Source organism: Planococcus liqunii, from assembly GCF_030413595.1.
Classification (GTDB): domain Bacteria; phylum Bacillota; class Bacilli; order Bacillales_A; family Planococcaceae; genus Planococcus; species Planococcus liqunii.
Genome location: NZ_CP129238.1, coordinates 540088 through 555515, shown reverse-complemented (window position 1 = coordinate 555515; position 15428 = coordinate 540088). Strand labels below are relative to the sequence as shown.

The window sequence follows — 15428 nt, the reverse complement described above, 5'->3', positions numbered from 1 at the left end:
TTGCTTGTTTTCGTTGTTTCAATGTCGTCATATCCAGTTTTCAAAGAACAAGGGTTGAAGTGTCATGTCCAGCTCCAAACGCCAGCTCCCGCGTCTGCTTCACGCTTTCCTTCGACATGCAAGCATGTCAAGTCAAGCCTTCCAGCAGCCGGTTGAGCTGAACGGCGTTTTTCGCCTTTCAGTGAACCTTCAAAACTGAACGCAAAACGTCAACCGGAGCGTAAGCTCCGTTCCGATATTATCCTTAGAAAGGAGGTGATCCAGCCGCACCTTCCGATACGGCTACCTTGTTACGACTTCACCCCAATCATCTGTCCCACCTTCGGCGGCTGGCTCCACAAGGGTTACCTCACCGACTTCGGGTGTTACAAACTCTCGTGGTGTGACGGGCGGTGTGTACAAGGCCCGGGAACGTATTCACCGTGGCATGCTGATCCACGATTACTAGCGATTCCGGCTTCATGCAGGCGAGTTGCAGCCTGCAATCCGAACTGAGAACGGTTTTCTGGGATTGGCTCCCCCTCGCGGGTTGGCAGCCCTTTGTACCGTCCATTGTAGCACGTGTGTAGCCCAGGTCATAAGGGGCATGATGATTTGACGTCATCCCCACCTTCCTCCGGTTTGTCACCGGCAGTCACCTTAGAGTGCCCAACTGAATGCTGGCAACTAAGATCAAGGGTTGCGCTCGTTGCGGGACTTAACCCAACATCTCACGACACGAGCTGACGACAACCATGCACCACCTGTCACCGCTGTCCCCGAAGGGAAAGCCCTGTCTCCAGGGCGGTCAGCGGGATGTCAAGACCTGGTAAGGTTCTTCGCGTTGCTTCGAATTAAACCACATGCTCCACCGCTTGTGCGGGCCCCCGTCAATTCCTTTGAGTTTCAGCCTTGCGGCCGTACTCCCCAGGCGGAGTGCTTAATGCGTTAGCTGCAGCACTAAGGGGCGGAAACCCCCTAACACTTAGCACTCATCGTTTACGGCGTGGACTACCAGGGTATCTAATCCTGTTTGCTCCCCACGCTTTCGCGCCTCAGCGTCAGTTACAGACCAGAAAGTCGCCTTCGCCACTGGTGTTCCTCCACATCTCTACGCATTTCACCGCTACACATGGAATTCCACTTTCCTCTTCTGCACTCAAGTCCCCCAGTTTCCAATGACCCTCCACGGTTGAGCCGTGGGCTTTCACATCAGACTTAAAGGACCGCCTGCGCGCGCTTTACGCCCAATAATTCCGGACAACGCTTGCCACCTACGTATTACCGCGGCTGCTGGCACGTAGTTAGCCGTGGCTTTCTGGCGAGGTACCGTCAAGGTGCCAGTAGTTAATTGGCACGGTTTCTTCCCTCGCAACAGAGTTTTACGATCCGAAAACCTTCATCACTCACGCGGCGTTGCTCCGTCAGACTTGCGTCCATTGCGGAAGATTCCCTACTGCTGCCTCCCGTAGGAGTCTGGGCCGTGTCTCAGTCCCAGTGTGGCCGATCACCCTCTCAGGTCGGCTACGCATCGTCGCCTTGGTGGGCCGTTACCCCACCAACTAGCTAATGCGCCGCGGGCCCATCCTGCAGTGACAGCCGAAACCGTCTTTCCGTAACCTCCCAGGAGGGAGGTCAAACTATTCGGTATTAGCACCGGTTTCCCGGAGTTATCCCGATCTGCAGGGCAGGTTGCCCACGTGTTACTCACCCGTCCGCCGCTAAACGCTTGGAGCAAGCTCCAAGTGTTCCGCTCGACTTGCATGTATTAGGCACGCCGCCAGCGTTCGTCCTGAGCCAGGATCAAACTCTCCATTATAGAGTAGTTGATTGCTCAAATACTTGCTGGCGTCTCGCCACCCCGAAAGGTGCGCGAGTCGCTTGATCTGGCCGAAGCCTGATCAGTACATTTGCGCGGGCCGTTTTGCGCGGCCGTTGCTATTTGTTGACGTTTTGCTGTTCAGTTTTCAAGGTTCATAGTTTTAAAATTATGGAGCGGGTGAAGGGAATCGAACCCTCATCATCAGCTTGGAAGGCTGAGGTTTTACCACTAAACTACACCCGCATATAAAAGTTATAAGAAAGAAAAATGATGGCGCGCCCGAGAGGACTCGAACCTCTAACCGCTTGATTCGTAGTCAAGTACTCTATCCAATTGAGCTACGGGCGCATTGCGTATGGTGCGGCCGAGAAGAGTCGAACTTCCACGGGATTTCTCCCACTAGGCCCTCAACCTAGCGCGTCTGCCATTCCGCCACGACCGCATAAAATTATTTTAGGGACAAATTCTATTATAGAACTTAGACAATCAATTGTCAACATCTTTTTTGATTTTTCCATTCCAATAATCATTGCGTTGTTATCAATTAGATCGGCATTAAAAATGGCTGGGGTACCTGGATTCGAACCAGGGCATGACGGGATCAAAACCCGTTGCCTTACCGCTTGGCTATACCCCAATAAAATGGCGGTCCCGACCGGGATCGAACCGGCGATCTCCTGCGTGACAGGCAGGCATGTTAACCGCTACACCACGGGACCTTTTTGGTTGCGGGGGCAGGATTTGAACCTGCGACCTCCGGGTTATGAGCCCGACGAGCTACCGAACTGCTCTACCCCGCGACAATAATAGTAGTAATACTTTGTTTCTCTTACGCTTCTTTTGTAGCGGACACCTGCATCGCCTTCGGCTGCTTCGGTGTAACTTCGCCGTTTTCATACGGCTCGTTGCTCTACCCCGCGACAATAATATTACTTTATAAGATATGTAAGGAGTTTCTCTAAAGTATGTATTTCAAAATAGCAATTTAACTCAACTGCTTTTTAAAATGATTGGTGACCCCTACGGGATTCGAACCCGTGTTACCGCCGTGAAAGGGCGGTGTCTTAACCACTTGACCAAGGGGCCTTAATGGCTCCGAAGGTAGGACTCGAACCTACGACCATCGCATTAACAGTGCGGTGCTCTACCACTGAGCTACTTCGGAATAGTGTTTCAAGAACTGTTTAAGTACTTGTCGACTTTTTCTATTATAAAGAGGTCCTGATGAATCGTCAATACCTTTTTGAATTTCTTTTTATTATTTTAGAGAAAGCTTTCCGGAACATCTTCCGCAGCGGTACCTTTCGACATTCATCCGGATCTTCCGGACGTAGTTTGCATTGCAGGCGACGCATTCGTATACATAGCGTTTAGCCGGCTTTGCGGTTGTTGCTCGCGGTTCGATTGACGAGCAAAAGCGCGGAGCTCCGCTTTCTTTCAGCAGCGTTCTGAAATCCGCATCCCGGTGTTTATAGCCTTTTCCTTCTATATGTAAGTGGTAATGGCACAGTTCATGTTTGATGATTCCTTCCAATTCGCTGAAACCGAATTTCTCATATGACTTCGGATTGATTTCGATGTTGTGCGATCTCAACAAGTACCTTCCGCCTGTGGTTCTTAAACGGGTGTTAAAAATCCCTTTGTGGCGAAATGGTTTACGAAATACGGAATGGGAGATTTCTTTTATCAGTTCTGTCAGTTCGTTGTTGGTCATTGTCACTCACCTATTTCTTTTCTTAAATAAAACAGCCGCTTCTATTTTAACAAGAAGCGGCTGTCTGTGCATGGGCATTTTTTAACCCTGTTCGATTTGTTGTTTCGGCGGCAGCATCGTCAAGGCAATGCGCCCTTTGTCTTTTTCGACTTTTTCCACCCACGCGGTGACGATATCTCCAACCGCTACGACTTCCAGCGGATGTTTCACAAATCCTTTTTTCAATTTCGAAATATGGACGAGCCCGTCCTGCTTTACGCCAATGTCTACAAAGGCACCGAAGTCCACAACATTGCGGACGGTTCCTTGCACTTCCATGCCTGGCAGCAAGTCTTCCATTTTTAAAATATCGCTTTTCAATAAAGGCTGTGGGAATTCGTCGCGCGGATCCCGGTTCGGCTTTTTCAGTGCATCCAGAATATCCTGCAGCGTCACTTCGCCGACGCCCCATTTATCGCTGAGTTCGTTCAGCGGCAGCTGCCCTAATTTCTCTGCCACTTCCGGCTTGCCGACATCTTTCTTATCCGCTCCAACCAAATTCAGCAGTTTGTCTGCAACATCATAGCTTTCCGGATGGATGCCCGTTGCGTCCAATGGATTTTTTCCTTCCGGAATCCGCAGGAACCCGATTGCCTGTTCATAAGTTTTCGCACCAAGGCGCGGAATTTTCTTGAGCTGGGCACGCGTAGTAAAACGGCCGTTTTCATCCCGCATTTTAATGACGTTCTCCGCCACCGTTTTGCTCAAACCTGCTACATACTGCAGTAAGGAAGCCGATGCTGAGTTTACGTTCACGCCTACCTGGTTAACCGCTGTCTCGACGACAAAGGTCAGCTGGTCCGCCAGCTTCTTCTGCGACACATCGTGCTGATACTGTCCGACCCCTACCGCTTTCGGATCGATTTTCACGAGTTCCGATAACGGATCCTGCAGACGGCGCGCAATCGAAGCGGCACTCCGCTCTTCCACTTGAAGATTCGGGAACTCAGCGCGGGCGATGTCGGATGCCGAGTACACACTCGCCCCCGCTTCATTGACAATGACATAGGAAATGCCTTTATCGGTTTCCGAGATGAAATCGGCAACAAATTGCTCGGTCTCTCTCGAAGCCGTGCCATTTCCGATGGCCATAATTTCAATCGGGTATTTTGAAACGAGCTGCTTCATTGTTTTTTTCGCACCCGCTTGATCGTTTCGCGGGGCATGAGGATAAATAACGGCCACTTCCAGCAGTTTCCCGGTTTCATCGATGACGGCTAATTTGCAGCCTGTCCGGTAAGCCGGATCTACCCCAAGCACCATTTTGTTTTTCATCGGCGGCTGCAGCAGCAGATTGCGCAAGTTTTCCGAGAAGATATGAATGGCTTGCGTTTCCCCTTTTTCACTCAGCTCGGTTCGGATTTCACGCTCAACGGACGGCTGGATCAACCGTTTGTAGCTGTCTTCGATTGCGGCAGCCACAATTTCACCTGCAGCCGAAGATGTTTTGACCCATTTGTTTTTCATAAGCGTCAGAATTCGGTCTACCGGCGGATTGATGGAGACTTTCAAGACATCTTCTTTCTCGCCGCGGTTAATGGCTAAAATCCGGTGGGGAACGATTTTTTGAATCGCTTCTTCGTATTCGTAATACATTTCAAACACTTGTTTTTCATCTTCGTGGTTCTTTTTGGCAGTGGTCGCTATGGTGCCGTTTTTGCGGGTCATGTACCGGACCTTTTCACGGATATCCGGATCATCTGCGAATGATTCCGCCAAAATGTCCTGTGCGCCTTGAATGGCTTCTTCTGCCGATTCGATTCCGGCTTCTTTATTGATAAACTCATTTGCTTTAGCCGTCGGATTTTCTTTGTGGAATTCCATAAGCCAATCAGCAAACGGCTGCAGCCCTTTTTCTTTGGCAATCGTCGCTTTTGTGCGGCGTTTTTGTTTGTAAGGCCGGTAGAGATCTTCTACACGCTGCAATACCGTAGCGCCCAAAATTTCCTTTTCAAGCTCCGGCGTCAGTTTTTCTTGCTCAGTGATCGAGCGGATGACTTCTATTTTTCGCTGTTCCAGGTTTTGGATATATGTATAACGGTCATCGATGGCTTTGATCTGCACTTCATCGAGCGACCCTGTCGCTTCTTTTCGGTAACGTGCGATAAACGGAACGGTATTGCCGTCTTCAATCAACGCAATAACTTGGCCTACCTGATTCGGACGCACACCGGTTTCTTTGGCGATCAACGCATGAATTTGTTGCATTTCCATAAAGACACTTCCCTTCATTTCCTTATTATTTTAACACAGAAAAAAGAAGCCAACTTGTTTAAGCTGGCTCCCGCTTCTTCTTCCCTTACTCAGTTAAGTGTGCGTTACAAGAAAATCAAGTTGCTGCCGGATCAAATTTCCGGAGTGGCTTTCACCAAAGCCTGTTCTTTGGCCGCCGTTTTTGTTCTCAAAGTTTCGATTAAGCCAAACGAAATCAGGAAAGCGACAAAGTAAGAAATCGGAACGACGAGCATCACTGCCGTCAGGCTATAGGCATCTGCCAAAACTCCGGAGAATCCGATGGAGAAGGCCCCAATCAGTTCGCCCACGCCCATGATCAAGGCATTAGCGGAAGCCATGACCAAAGGTGAAACACTTTCGACCGGGATGATGCTTTGGTAAATCGTATTCATCGCCAATATGATTCCGCCGAACAGTACCAGAATCACCAGGCTCGCAGCTGAATTCGGGAAAATGAACAATACGAGCGGCGTGACCATCGCCATCGCCAAGTAGCCCGTCATTGCCGGCTTTCTTCCGATTTTATCAGAAGAATAAGGAATGAAGATTTGCCATACAATCGTCAGCAAGCCGAACAGTGAGAAGACGATACCCATTTGCGTGATCGACAGCTGGCTGATTTGCGTCAAATAAAGCGGCAGGAATGAGTTGAATGTCCACATCGCTCCCATGCAGAATACACTGATGAGCGTACAGATTAAGATGTTCCGGTTTTTCAAGCCGCTCAAAATGCTGCTGACCGTAACGCTGCTTGCTTCTGCAGCGAGCGGAGACACCTCCACTTCTTTGACGACTTTCAGCATCAACATGGCCGCAATGAAGCTAGGTAGGCTGACAAATAAGAACGCATAGCGCCAATCAAACAGTTCACCCAATTGCGTGACGACCACCGGCCCAATCGCGACGCCAATGACAGCAGCTCCTGCGTATACCAGTCCCATGTTCCGGCCGAGAGTGGTCGGACGGGAAACGGCAGCCAGCATCGAAATCGAGATGGGAAGAATAATTCCTTCACTGGCCCCGAGCAAAGTCCGCACAATCAGCAAATAGTTGAAAGACCCTGCAAACATAGTAATCAGTGCGAGAATCGACGTAATAAGTGTAGCCCAAAACAGGATTTGCTTTTTATGCCCCAAGCGGTCTGAAAGTATAGCAAAAATTGGTGCGGAAATCGCAAAACCGATTGTTTGCCACATATTGATTTGGCCGATTTTCGTATTATTGAGCGCAATATCTTCAATAATCATTGGCATTAACATCGATATGGCCTGTCTATCCAAATACAAAAATCCCCAAGCTACAAAAAAGAGCATAACCAATTTAGTTTCATACTTAATGCCATTTTTCAATAAAGCCATCTCCATCAATCCTCCTCGATAATTCGATTTGTTTTCCATCTGCCTTGGCATCTCCGTCAATCATGCATATTGGTCCAGCCATTCAAGCCACTGTGCTCTATCTATTCCTCCTTTCAGATAACACTTCTTTGTGTTTTATCAAAGCTTTTTGCAGCTACAAGATCTCTGGACTGCATCGTTTCTTTTTCCACAATCAGAGGCTCTTTGATATATAGAAGTTTATGAGAAAGCGCTTTCAATATATAGAATTAAAATCACTCTATTTTGTCAGAATTTTAAGTAAAATTGATTGGTTTTGGTTTTCGTATATAAAAGAAGACAAAAAAAGAAGCCCACTCATTTGAGTAGGCTTCCCGCTATAAATGTTGCGTCATCGCCGGTCTGAATCGAACGCAGGATATCGTAATACAGGCGCTCAGGAATTCCCGCTTGGCGCATCATAGCTTTCGGATTTCGCAGTTCCACGCCATCGGAATGGATAAGGAACAAATCATCTTCTACATACGTGTAAAGCTGCGTCCGCAATTTCTGCGGGCGCCCCGATAAATAGCCCATAACAGGCAAAGGGTAAATCATTTCATCGGTTCCTTTCCGGTACAGATAAAACCGGATATTCCCGACACAGCTGTATTCAAGTGTCTTTTTCTTAAAATCCACTTTGAAGATCGCTACAGCTGCCCCTCGTTTTTGAACCATCAGATCATTGAACCGTTTCATCAGTTCATCAATGGTTTCATGGTGAAACTCTTCTAGTATTTCAGGAATAACCTGTGAAGATTCGCGCGCCACAGGACCATTTCCAAGACCATCGGCTATGGAGCAAATGAAATACTCATCCGTTAAAACAGTATGGTAACTGTCGCCGGATTCATAATTCCCTTTTTTTGCTTCATTGAAGATAAAGGCATCCACAAAACTATGCTGTATTTTCTCCACTATGAAACTCCGCCGGCTGCCAAAATAGCTTCTTGCAGTTTCTTAATCGCTTTGCGCTGCAGACGGGAAACATGCATTTGGGAAATCCCCAGCTTGTCCCCAGTTTCTTTTTGGCTCAGCTGCTCTATGTAGGTATACTGGATGATTTGCTTTTCCCGTTCAGAAAGCACATTCATCGCATTCGCTACAAGCATGCGCTGATCCGCTTTTTCGTAACCATCGTCTTCTTGCCCGACAACGTCAAATAAGGTTACTGTACTGCCATCTGAATCGGCTTCCAAAGAATGGTCCATTGAAAGAGCCTGGTAGCTCTTGCCCATTTCCATTGCTTCCAGTACATCATCTTCGTCAACATCTAAATACTCGGCGATTTCCCATACTTGCGGCGAGCGTTGGAGTTCGCGTGTCAGCACTTCAACCGTCGATTTGATGCGCGGCCCTAATTCCTTGATGCGGCGCGGCACATGGATTGCCCACGTTTTGTCCCGCAGGAATCGTTTAATTTCACCGATGATTGTCGGAACTGCAAAGGCTTCAAAACTTCTGCCAAAAGAAGGGTCGTAGCGCCGGATGGCACCAAGAAGCCCAAGCATGCCTACTTGTGCAATGTCCTCGTGGTAAGATTTACCATTGGAATATTTGCGTGCAATCGATTCAACAAGCCGTTTGTAATTCATGACGAGCATTGTTTGGGCTTCTTCGTCTTCGTTTTTCTGGTAAGCCTCAATCCATTCAAGCACTTGCTCTTTGGTCGGCTGATTAGGATGAGATCGTTTCGACATCCTCTTCCACCTGCTCTCCTCCAACATACTTTGTCATGAAGACCGTAACGCCTTCCTGATGATGGACTTTCACTTCATCCATTAAGGTTTCGATTAAGTACAGGCCAAGACCTCCTTCGCGAAGAAAAGCGCCTTCTTCCTGATCGTGATAAGGGCCAACCTTCGCTTTTGTTTCTTCAAAATCAAAGCTTTGTCCATGATCGGCAACCATTATCTCAATTTTGTCTCCATAAAGGGCACAGCCAATAACAACTTCGCCTTCTTCACCTTCTGTATAAGCGTGCTGAACCGCATTTGTCACCGCTTCACTTGAAGCAATTTTCAAATCTTCAATATCGTCAAACGTAAATCCAATACGGCTTGCCAACCCTGAAATGGTCAGACGCGCAACTCCAACGTATTGTGATTTAGCGGGAACCCTCATTTCAACATAATCGAAAGGACGCATATCAATTACCACCTTTTCCAACTGATTCGATATCCATGATATCGCCCAAACCAGTTATGTCGAATAACCGTTTCAAACGGGACGAGAGGCCAGTCAGCTTCACATGCCCGCCTTTGGCATTTACTGATTTGTAGAATGCCACAAAAACGCCTAATCCAGTACTATCCATATAATTAACGTCGGAAAGATCCAACTCTGCATTTACGCCATCTTTGTTTTGGTAAGCTTCTAATTTTTCCCGAAGAACCGGCGCAGTATGCGCATCAATTTCCCCATGTATATAACCTTTTAATTTATTGTCCGTTTCTTCTAGTTCCACTTGAATATTCATCTATTTGACACCCCGTTTTTCTTTAATTCGCTTGAACTTAAAAAAGCCATCGTAAGTTTAAATACCACTTGGAAGTGGTTCTTAAACCTAGGATTAGACTTTTTTATAAATAACTAGTGTAAAGTCGTCCCGAAGCTCTGCATTCTGCATCCGTTCCAGCTCGTCGTAGACGTGTTGGACAATGGTCTGAGCCGGTTCATCTTTTTTCTGTTGGATCAACTCAAAGATAACTTCACGCTCGATAAAGCCTTCATCGGTGCGCCCTTCGGTTACGCCGTCCGTCATCATGATAACCAGATCGTTCTCTTCCAGTTGGACCGTATGTTCTTCGTATGCCGCAGCCGGAGAAACGCCGAGAAGCAGCCCTTTTGCATACAGTTCATCAAATTCACCCGTTTTTGAACGGTACAAAATAGCCGGTTCATGCCCTGCAGACCCATAAGTCAACGCCGCAGTGCTTGCATCGTAGCGGCCGTAGAACATGGAAACAAACATAGAATCATCAATGCTTTTCTCAACCACCCGGTTGATGACGCCCAGTACTTCACTTGGGCTGGCCGGGGAATTATTCAAACTGTCCATGCCAAATTTGACCATGGACATGCAAAGAGCTGCCGGCAGTCCTTTGCCGATTACGTCGGCAACGGCGATTCCGGCATGGCCTTCTTCGTCACTGATAAAGTATATGTAATCTCCGTTCATTTTGCGGGCAGGAATCGACAATAGGCCAATATCCAAACCTTTTAAGGCCGGCAACTTTGTTTTCAGCAAAGTTTCCTGAACATTCGCCGCCAAATCCATTTCCACCCGTATTTCTTCCTGGCGCTGCAGTAAGCTTTGGCGTTCCTGTAGAGCCAAGCCGTAATTGATCATCATTTCAATCAGAAAATCAAAGGAATGCCAGACAACATCCGGCAGCTCCTTGTAAATTTCCTGCATTGCCGCTTTGTGGACACTGATCACTTCTTCTGGAGAGATGTTTTCAGAAATAAGCTGGCGGCTGAAGTTTTGACCCACATACAGATTTTGTTCAGACTGCCTTTGCATATACTGATTCAAAATTTCTTTGTATTGATTTTCGATTTTGTGGACCATAGTGTGCTCCCCCTATCGAAGCCATTTTGTAGCTCTAATGTCTGTCCCTTCACCCGGGATCGTCTCAATTTTAAATTCATCCATTAGCCGTTTGACACCGGGCAAACCCGCTCCCAAACCGCCTGAAGTCGAGAATCCGTCTTCCATTACTTTTCGTACGTCTGGAATTCCGGGCCCCTGGTCTGCTGCAATGATTAAAATCCCTTTAACGCCATTTTCCGTTAATTGCTGGATTTCAATTCGCCCTTGACCGGCGTAAAGGTATATATTTCGGGCAAGCTCGCTGATAGCTGTCGTAATGCGAGCCTGATCTACTGTGCCAAAGCCCAGCTCTTTCGCTACATTGCGCCCGAGCTGCCTTGCGGCGACAATATCCCATTCCGTCAATATTTCCACCGAAGACTGGTTGCTCATATTTAAGCCTCCAATTCCAGTTGAAGTTTATCCAAGCCATTTTCTAAATCCAGTGCTGTCATTACATCTTCAAGTCGAATTCCTAATTCGATTAAAGTGATAGCCACTGCTGGCTGGATACCGGTAATAACCACTCGCGCTCCCATTAGGCTTGACATGCTGATGACGTCTCCCAGGACTTTTGCGATAAATGAATCGATAAAATCGATTGATGTTAAGTCAATGACTACTCCACGTGCACTCGTTTCGTGCAGCTTTGTCAGTAAGTCTTCTTGAAATTGAATGGCCGTTTGATCGTCCAGTTCCCATTGGATGGATACAATAAGCGTATCCCGCAGCTTTAAAATTGGAATTCGAAAGTTCATTATTCTTCAACCTCCACGATTTGGCGATTTGTCCAAGCCAGTGCCTGCTCTACTCCACGCTGCAGCGTGCTCGTAGTTGTAAATTCGTTCAAATTGATGCCCAGCGTTACAATTGTTTGTGCAATTTCCGGACGGATGCCGACCAGCATGCATTTTGCTCCCACTAAACGCACGGCATCTGCCGCCTGGATAATGTGGTGCGCAACCATTGTATCGACGACCGGAACACCTGTGATATCAAGAAGCACTACTTCCGCCCGGTGTTTTACGACACCTTCAAGCAAATTCTCCATAATAAGTTTTGCACGCTCTGTATCGATCGTTCCGACAAGCGGCATAACCGATACTTTGTCAAAGACCGGAATAAGCGACGCAGAAAGTTCCTGAAGCGCAATTTTTTGCAGACTTACTGTCCGTTCCCAAGTTTTTGAATATGTATCAATGGTGCTGTCCCGGATCGGGATGATCCAATTGTTGAACTCTTTATAGAAATCACTGAAATTGTCTTTTGTGATTATTCCCTTTTCTTGCATGCCTTCGAATACCACTTCTGAAAAATGAGTAATCGCCTTTGTCACAAAAGTGATCGACCAACCGAGGCGCACAACTTTTTCTGCAAAATCGTTTAACCGATTCTCATATGCCTGATGGCTTTCCAATAAATTCGAGACCATCAAATCAGCGAATTCCTTGCTCGTCTGATTCATTAAATCGGTCGGCATCACTTGGAAAGAACGTTCGTCTTTCTCGTTTTTCATCAATTCCTGCCACTTTGAAATAATCTCCGTGGAATTTTCCTGGATGTATCCAGCCATTTTCTTATTCATCGATTTCCAGAACCCTCCCTGAACCACTATATAACGCTTGCTTCCTATTGGTTTTATATACTCTATCCTTTATTGTATCGGAAAACTATTTTTTTCACATCTATTTTGTCAGCTGTCTATGGAGTTTCTCGTCTGGACAACAAAAATAACACCCGAAGAATGCATTCTTCGGGTGTTTCAGGAGTATGTATGCTTAGAACTTTACAAGGCCGACACTGATTTCAAGTGCTTCGTCCACTTTTTCCATCAACTCATCATCAAGCTGGGTAATTTTGTCAGTCAAACGAGATTTATCAATGGTCCGCAATTGCTCAAGCAAGATGACCGAATCACGTTCAAAACCATACTTTTTCGCATTGATTTCAACGTGAGTCGGCAATTTCGCTTTTTGGATCTGCGCAGTAATCGCTGCAATGATAACAGTTGGACTGAACCGATTTCCTATATCATTTTGTATCACCAATACAGGACGGGTCCCGCCTTGCTCAGACCCGACAACTGGCGAAAGTTCTGCAAAAAAAACGTCACCACGTTTTACAATCAAATTGTCACCCTCCGCTTACAAGTCGCACGGTCGTGTGCTCCGCTTCGTACTCGGCATGAGAACATTCACAAGCGATTGATAAATTGATTTGTGACATCTCCACGTAGCCCTTGATCATTGCTTCTCGAATATGATGTGAATCGTATACATTTTTTATTACCCGCTGCGTGGACACGTAAACATAGTCTCCGCGCTCTTGAATGAGTTCATCTGAATGAGTAGTCAACTCTGATAACAGTTGTTTTGGCAGTTTTACTACCACTTTCTTTGTCTTTGACCTCTCGTACACAGCCGACACCTCCAAAAATACCGTTCTTTCTCTGGCTCACCCTTCCATCTTAACATCGAAGTGCTGCCGTGAAAAGGTTCTTTTGGCAATCGAAGCTTTTAATGGTACATTCGAGGGATTCTTTTCGTCAATATGCACGGGATTTCATAGGGGATGGTCCCAAGTTTCTCTGCCCACTCGTCAATTCGGACCAAGCCGTCTCCCTGTTTGCCGATAAGCTGCACTTTTTCACCAACCGGCACTTGTTCGTTTAAACGAACCATGCACTGATCCATGCAGATGCGGCCGACAACCGGCATCCGTTCTCCCCGAATTAAGACATCCTGCCCTTGAAGCCCACGCAGCATGCCATCCGCATAGCCGATTGGAAGCGTCGCAATCCATTCGTCTTTTTCACTGCGGTAAGTCGCGCCGTAACTCAAGGTTTCGCCAGCTTTCACTTTTTTCACATGGACCACTTCCGTTTCAAGGCTAAGAGCCGGAACCAGTTGGAACGGCATCTTTTCCTCTACATAAGGGGACGGGGCAATGCCATACATCGAAATGCCGATGCGAACGGCGCCGTAAGCCAGCTCCGGATGCATGATGGCCGCTGCACTGTTGGACACATGAACCAACACTTGCGGGTCGTCCAATTGATCGATAACGGCCTTCATTTCATGCACTTGGCGCTGGAACAGCTCACCTGACTCTTCGTCCGCCGTAGCAAAATGAGTGAAAATGCCGGTAAATTCAAATGGGTACTGGCGGATCAATTCGATGGCTGTTGGCGCCTCTTCTGTCAGAACCCCTACCCGTCGCATACCGGTGTCGACTTTCAGGTGAATTTTCAAAGAAGGAAGATCGGGCTTCACAGCAGCGGCTGCCATTTGGAGCCATTCCAGTGAAATAGCAGCCACCTCAATTTCTTCTTTTTGCGCGACCGGGAGGAATGATGCCGGCGTGGCGCCCATCACCAAAATTTTTGTTTGGAAGCCGTGGTTCCGGAGGTGCAGCGCTTCGTCCGGTGTTGCCACCGCCAGAAACTGCACGCCGCTCTCTACTGCACGATTAGCCACTTCGATTGCGCCATGGCCGTAAGCATCCGCTTTTACCACTGCAATCAATTCGGCCCCTTGGCTGCGTTCTTTGAAAGCGGCCAGGTTTTTTTCGATTGCGCCCAAATCAATGACCGCTTTTGTTGGTCTATAGTTTTCTGTCATGTCATATCCCCGCTTACTTTTTAAGATTGTAAAACAACTTGAGCAGCAGCGTATTCTTTCGTATGGGTGATGGAAACAAAGCCGATTTCCTGCTGCCGGAAATAAATGCTCGGCTTGCCCTTTTCGTCTTTTTGAATTTCGATATCGGCAAATGAACACATTTCTCCGATGCCGGTGCCGTTAGCTTTGGCAAAAGCTTCTTTCGCGGCAAAACGCCCAGCGAGAAATTCCACTTTGCGCTTGTCGGACAACCCGGCATATTCAGTGAGTTCCCGTTCCGTCAAAATGCGTTCCCGGAATTTGGAAGACCTATTGTCGAGCCTCCGAATCCGGTGGAGTTCCACAATATCCAAACCGATTCCAATAATCATAATTGTTTCTCCTTTCAATCGCAAACACTAAGAAGGTATAATAACTTGTATGAAATCGAGGTGACAAAATGTTTATTCGCACAGAAAGTTTCAAACAGTATCTGCGTTTGTATCCAGTTGTGTCGACTTTGATTGCGCTTAATCTGCTGGTGCATGTCCTCACTTGGGTGCCTATTCTCGGCAGCCGTATCTTTTATTACGGAGTTGGCTCTAATGCGATGATTGCCGACGGAGAATGGTGGAGGCTGTTCACGCCGATGTTCCTTCACGGCGGCATTATGCATTTGCTCTTTAATATGTTCTCATTGTTTCTATTTGGACCTGAACTGGAAAGGCTGACGGGTAAAGTCCGGTTTATCACCATTTATGCAGTAGCCGGATTTGCCGGAACTTTTGCCACTTACTTGCTGCAGCCACTGGACTACTTGCACGTAGGCGCAAGCGGAGCAATCTTCGGCATTTTCGGTGCTTTCGGAGCCCTTCTGTATTACGGACGCCGGGCGCTGCCTCAACTCAGACAAATTATACTCCCGATTATCGTCATAAGTATAATCATGACTTTCCTGACGCCAAACGTCAACGCCACTGCGCATATCGCTGGGTTGATCGCCGGTTTCCTGATCGGATTAAGTTATTTCCACCCGAAACGGATTGTCAGCTGGAAAAAGAAAAGATAA

General features: G+C 47.3%; 16 protein-coding genes, 8 tRNA genes and 1 rRNA gene. 1 reads left to right on the top strand and 24 read right to left on the bottom strand.

Translation table 11 applies throughout. From position 1 onward, the window contains the following. Positions 1-248: 248 nt before the first annotated feature. The 24 genes from QWY22_RS02925 to acpS form a co-directional block, all read right to left on the bottom strand. Positions 249-1798: ribosomal RNA gene (locus QWY22_RS02925) — 16S ribosomal RNA — on the bottom strand. Between the two features lie 172 nt (positions 1799-1970). After that, positions 1971-2044: transfer RNA gene (locus QWY22_RS02920), tRNA-Gly, on the bottom strand. A 28-nt stretch (positions 2045-2072) separates the two neighbouring features. Continuing rightward, positions 2073-2149: transfer RNA gene (locus QWY22_RS02915), tRNA-Arg, on the bottom strand. A gap of 8 nt (positions 2150-2157) precedes the next feature. Further along, positions 2158-2243 (bottom strand) — tRNA-Leu (locus QWY22_RS02910). 120 nt (positions 2244-2363) lie between these two features. Next, a tRNA-Gln gene (locus QWY22_RS02905) sits at positions 2364-2438 on the bottom strand. A gap of 6 nt (positions 2439-2444) precedes the next feature. Next, a tRNA-Asp gene (locus QWY22_RS02900) sits at positions 2445-2520 on the bottom strand. Between the two features lie 4 nt (positions 2521-2524). Continuing rightward, a tRNA-Met gene (locus QWY22_RS02895) sits at positions 2525-2601 on the bottom strand. Positions 2602-2812: 211 nt separating this feature from the next. Continuing rightward, positions 2813-2887 (bottom strand) — tRNA-Glu (locus tag QWY22_RS02890). Between the two features lie 4 nt (positions 2888-2891). Then, positions 2892-2966 (bottom strand) — tRNA-Asn (locus QWY22_RS02885). A gap of 93 nt (positions 2967-3059) precedes the next feature. Next, entirely contained in the window at positions 3060-3515 is a 456-nt protein-coding gene (locus QWY22_RS02880; RefSeq protein WP_300982946.1) for a SprT family protein, read from the bottom strand. An 81-nt stretch (positions 3516-3596) separates the two neighbouring features. Continuing rightward, complete coding sequence (locus QWY22_RS02875) at positions 3597-5768, bottom strand: Tex family protein (protein ID WP_300982945.1); 2172 nt, start codon at positions 5766-5768, stop codon at positions 3597-3599. A 131-nt stretch (positions 5769-5899) separates the two neighbouring features. Next, on the bottom strand, positions 5900-7147 hold the full coding sequence (locus QWY22_RS02870; protein ID WP_300982944.1) for an MFS transporter: 1248 nt from the start codon (positions 7145-7147) through the stop codon (positions 5900-5902). A 336-nt stretch (positions 7148-7483) separates the two neighbouring features. Further along, a complete protein-coding gene (locus QWY22_RS02865) occupies positions 7484-8083 on the bottom strand; it encodes a PP2C family serine/threonine-protein phosphatase (protein WP_300982943.1) in 600 nt (199 codons plus the stop codon). Next, entirely contained in the window at positions 8083-8865 is a 783-nt protein-coding gene (gene sigB, locus QWY22_RS02860) for an RNA polymerase sigma factor SigB (RefSeq protein ID WP_036807353.1), read from the bottom strand. The genes QWY22_RS02865 and sigB overlap by 1 nt, the downstream gene beginning before the upstream one ends. Beyond that, a complete protein-coding gene (gene rsbW / locus QWY22_RS02855; protein ID WP_036807356.1) occupies positions 8843-9313 on the bottom strand; it encodes an anti-sigma B factor RsbW in 471 nt (156 codons plus the stop codon). The genes sigB and rsbW overlap by 23 nt, the downstream gene beginning before the upstream one ends. Before the next feature lies 1 nt (position 9314). Beyond that, on the bottom strand, positions 9315-9644 hold the full coding sequence (locus QWY22_RS02850) for an anti-sigma factor antagonist (RefSeq protein ID WP_036807358.1): 330 nt from the start codon (positions 9642-9644) through the stop codon (positions 9315-9317). A 93-nt stretch (positions 9645-9737) separates the two neighbouring features. Continuing rightward, complete coding sequence (locus QWY22_RS02845; RefSeq protein WP_036807361.1) at positions 9738-10739, bottom strand: PP2C family protein-serine/threonine phosphatase; 1002 nt, start codon at positions 10737-10739, stop codon at positions 9738-9740. A gap of 12 nt (positions 10740-10751) precedes the next feature. Continuing rightward, positions 10752-11153, bottom strand: coding sequence for an anti-sigma regulatory factor (locus tag QWY22_RS02840; protein WP_224075657.1), 402 nt, complete (start codon positions 11151-11153; stop codon positions 10752-10754). A 2-nt stretch (positions 11154-11155) separates the two neighbouring features. Then, positions 11156-11518: an STAS domain-containing protein gene (locus QWY22_RS02835; protein ID WP_036807366.1), complete on the bottom strand. Its 363-nt coding sequence runs from the start codon at positions 11516-11518 to the stop codon at positions 11156-11158. Then, positions 11518-12345, bottom strand: coding sequence for an RsbT co-antagonist protein RsbRA (locus QWY22_RS02830; protein ID WP_300982942.1), 828 nt, complete (start codon positions 12343-12345; stop codon positions 11518-11520). The genes QWY22_RS02835 and QWY22_RS02830 overlap by 1 nt, the downstream gene beginning before the upstream one ends. 193 nt (positions 12346-12538) lie before the next feature. Beyond that, positions 12539-12889, bottom strand: a complete 351-nt coding sequence (locus QWY22_RS02825) for a type II toxin-antitoxin system PemK/MazF family toxin (protein ID WP_036807373.1) — start codon at positions 12887-12889, stop codon at positions 12539-12541. A 4-nt stretch (positions 12890-12893) separates the two neighbouring features. Further along, positions 12894-13178 (bottom strand): transcriptional regulator, encoded by a 285-nt coding sequence (locus QWY22_RS19620; protein ID WP_036807376.1) that lies wholly within the window; start codon positions 13176-13178, stop codon positions 12894-12896. Positions 13179-13276: 98 nt separating this feature from the next. Next, a complete protein-coding gene (alr, locus tag QWY22_RS02820; protein WP_300982941.1) occupies positions 13277-14380 on the bottom strand; it encodes an alanine racemase in 1104 nt (367 codons plus the stop codon). A gap of 20 nt (positions 14381-14400) precedes the next feature. Further along, positions 14401-14751, bottom strand: a complete 351-nt coding sequence (gene acpS, locus QWY22_RS02815) for a holo-ACP synthase (protein ID WP_300982940.1) — start codon at positions 14749-14751, stop codon at positions 14401-14403. Positions 14752-14819: 68 nt separating this feature from the next. Here acpS and QWY22_RS02810 point away from each other — a divergent pair, with 68 nt between their 5' ends. Further along, entirely contained in the window at positions 14820-15428 is a 609-nt protein-coding gene (locus QWY22_RS02810; protein WP_300982939.1) for a rhomboid family intramembrane serine protease, read from the top strand.

Bases quoted from the DNA above. Each gene is read 5' to 3' on its own strand.
- sigB (WP_036807353.1), bottom strand. From the start codon at position 8,865: ATGTCGAAACGATCTCATCCTAATCAGCCGACCAAAGAGCAAGTGCTT.
- QWY22_RS02880 (WP_300982946.1), bottom strand. From the start codon at position 3,515: ATGACCAACAACGAACTGACAGAACTGATAAAAGAAATCTCCCATTCC.
- QWY22_RS02810 (WP_300982939.1), top strand. From the start codon at position 14,820: ATGTTTATTCGCACAGAAAGTTTCAAACAGTATCTGCGTTTGTATCCA.
- QWY22_RS02840 (WP_224075657.1), bottom strand. From the start codon at position 11,153: ATGAGCAACCAGTCTTCGGTGGAAATATTGACGGAATGGGATATTGTC.
- QWY22_RS02835 (WP_036807366.1), bottom strand. From the start codon at position 11,518: ATGAACTTTCGAATTCCAATTTTAAAGCTGCGGGATACGCTTATTGTA.
- acpS (WP_300982940.1), bottom strand. From the start codon at position 14,751: ATGATTATTGGAATCGGTTTGGATATTGTGGAACTCCACCGGATTCGG.
- alr (WP_300982941.1), bottom strand. From the start codon at position 14,380: ATGACAGAAAACTATAGACCAACAAAAGCGGTCATTGATTTGGGCGCA.
- QWY22_RS02870 (WP_300982944.1), bottom strand. From the start codon at position 7,147: ATGGCTTTATTGAAAAATGGCATTAAGTATGAAACTAAATTGGTTATG.
- rsbW (WP_036807356.1), bottom strand. From the start codon at position 9,313: ATGCGTCCTTTCGATTATGTTGAAATGAGGGTTCCCGCTAAATCACAA.
- QWY22_RS02875 (WP_300982945.1), bottom strand. From the start codon at position 5,768: ATGGAAATGCAACAAATTCATGCGTTGATCGCCAAAGAAACCGGTGTG.
- QWY22_RS02850 (WP_036807358.1), bottom strand. From the start codon at position 9,644: ATGAATATTCAAGTGGAACTAGAAGAAACGGACAATAAATTAAAAGGT.
- QWY22_RS02845 (WP_036807361.1), bottom strand. From the start codon at position 10,739: ATGGTCCACAAAATCGAAAATCAATACAAAGAAATTTTGAATCAGTAT.
- QWY22_RS02830 (WP_300982942.1), bottom strand. From the start codon at position 12,345: ATGAATAAGAAAATGGCTGGATACATCCAGGAAAATTCCACGGAGATT.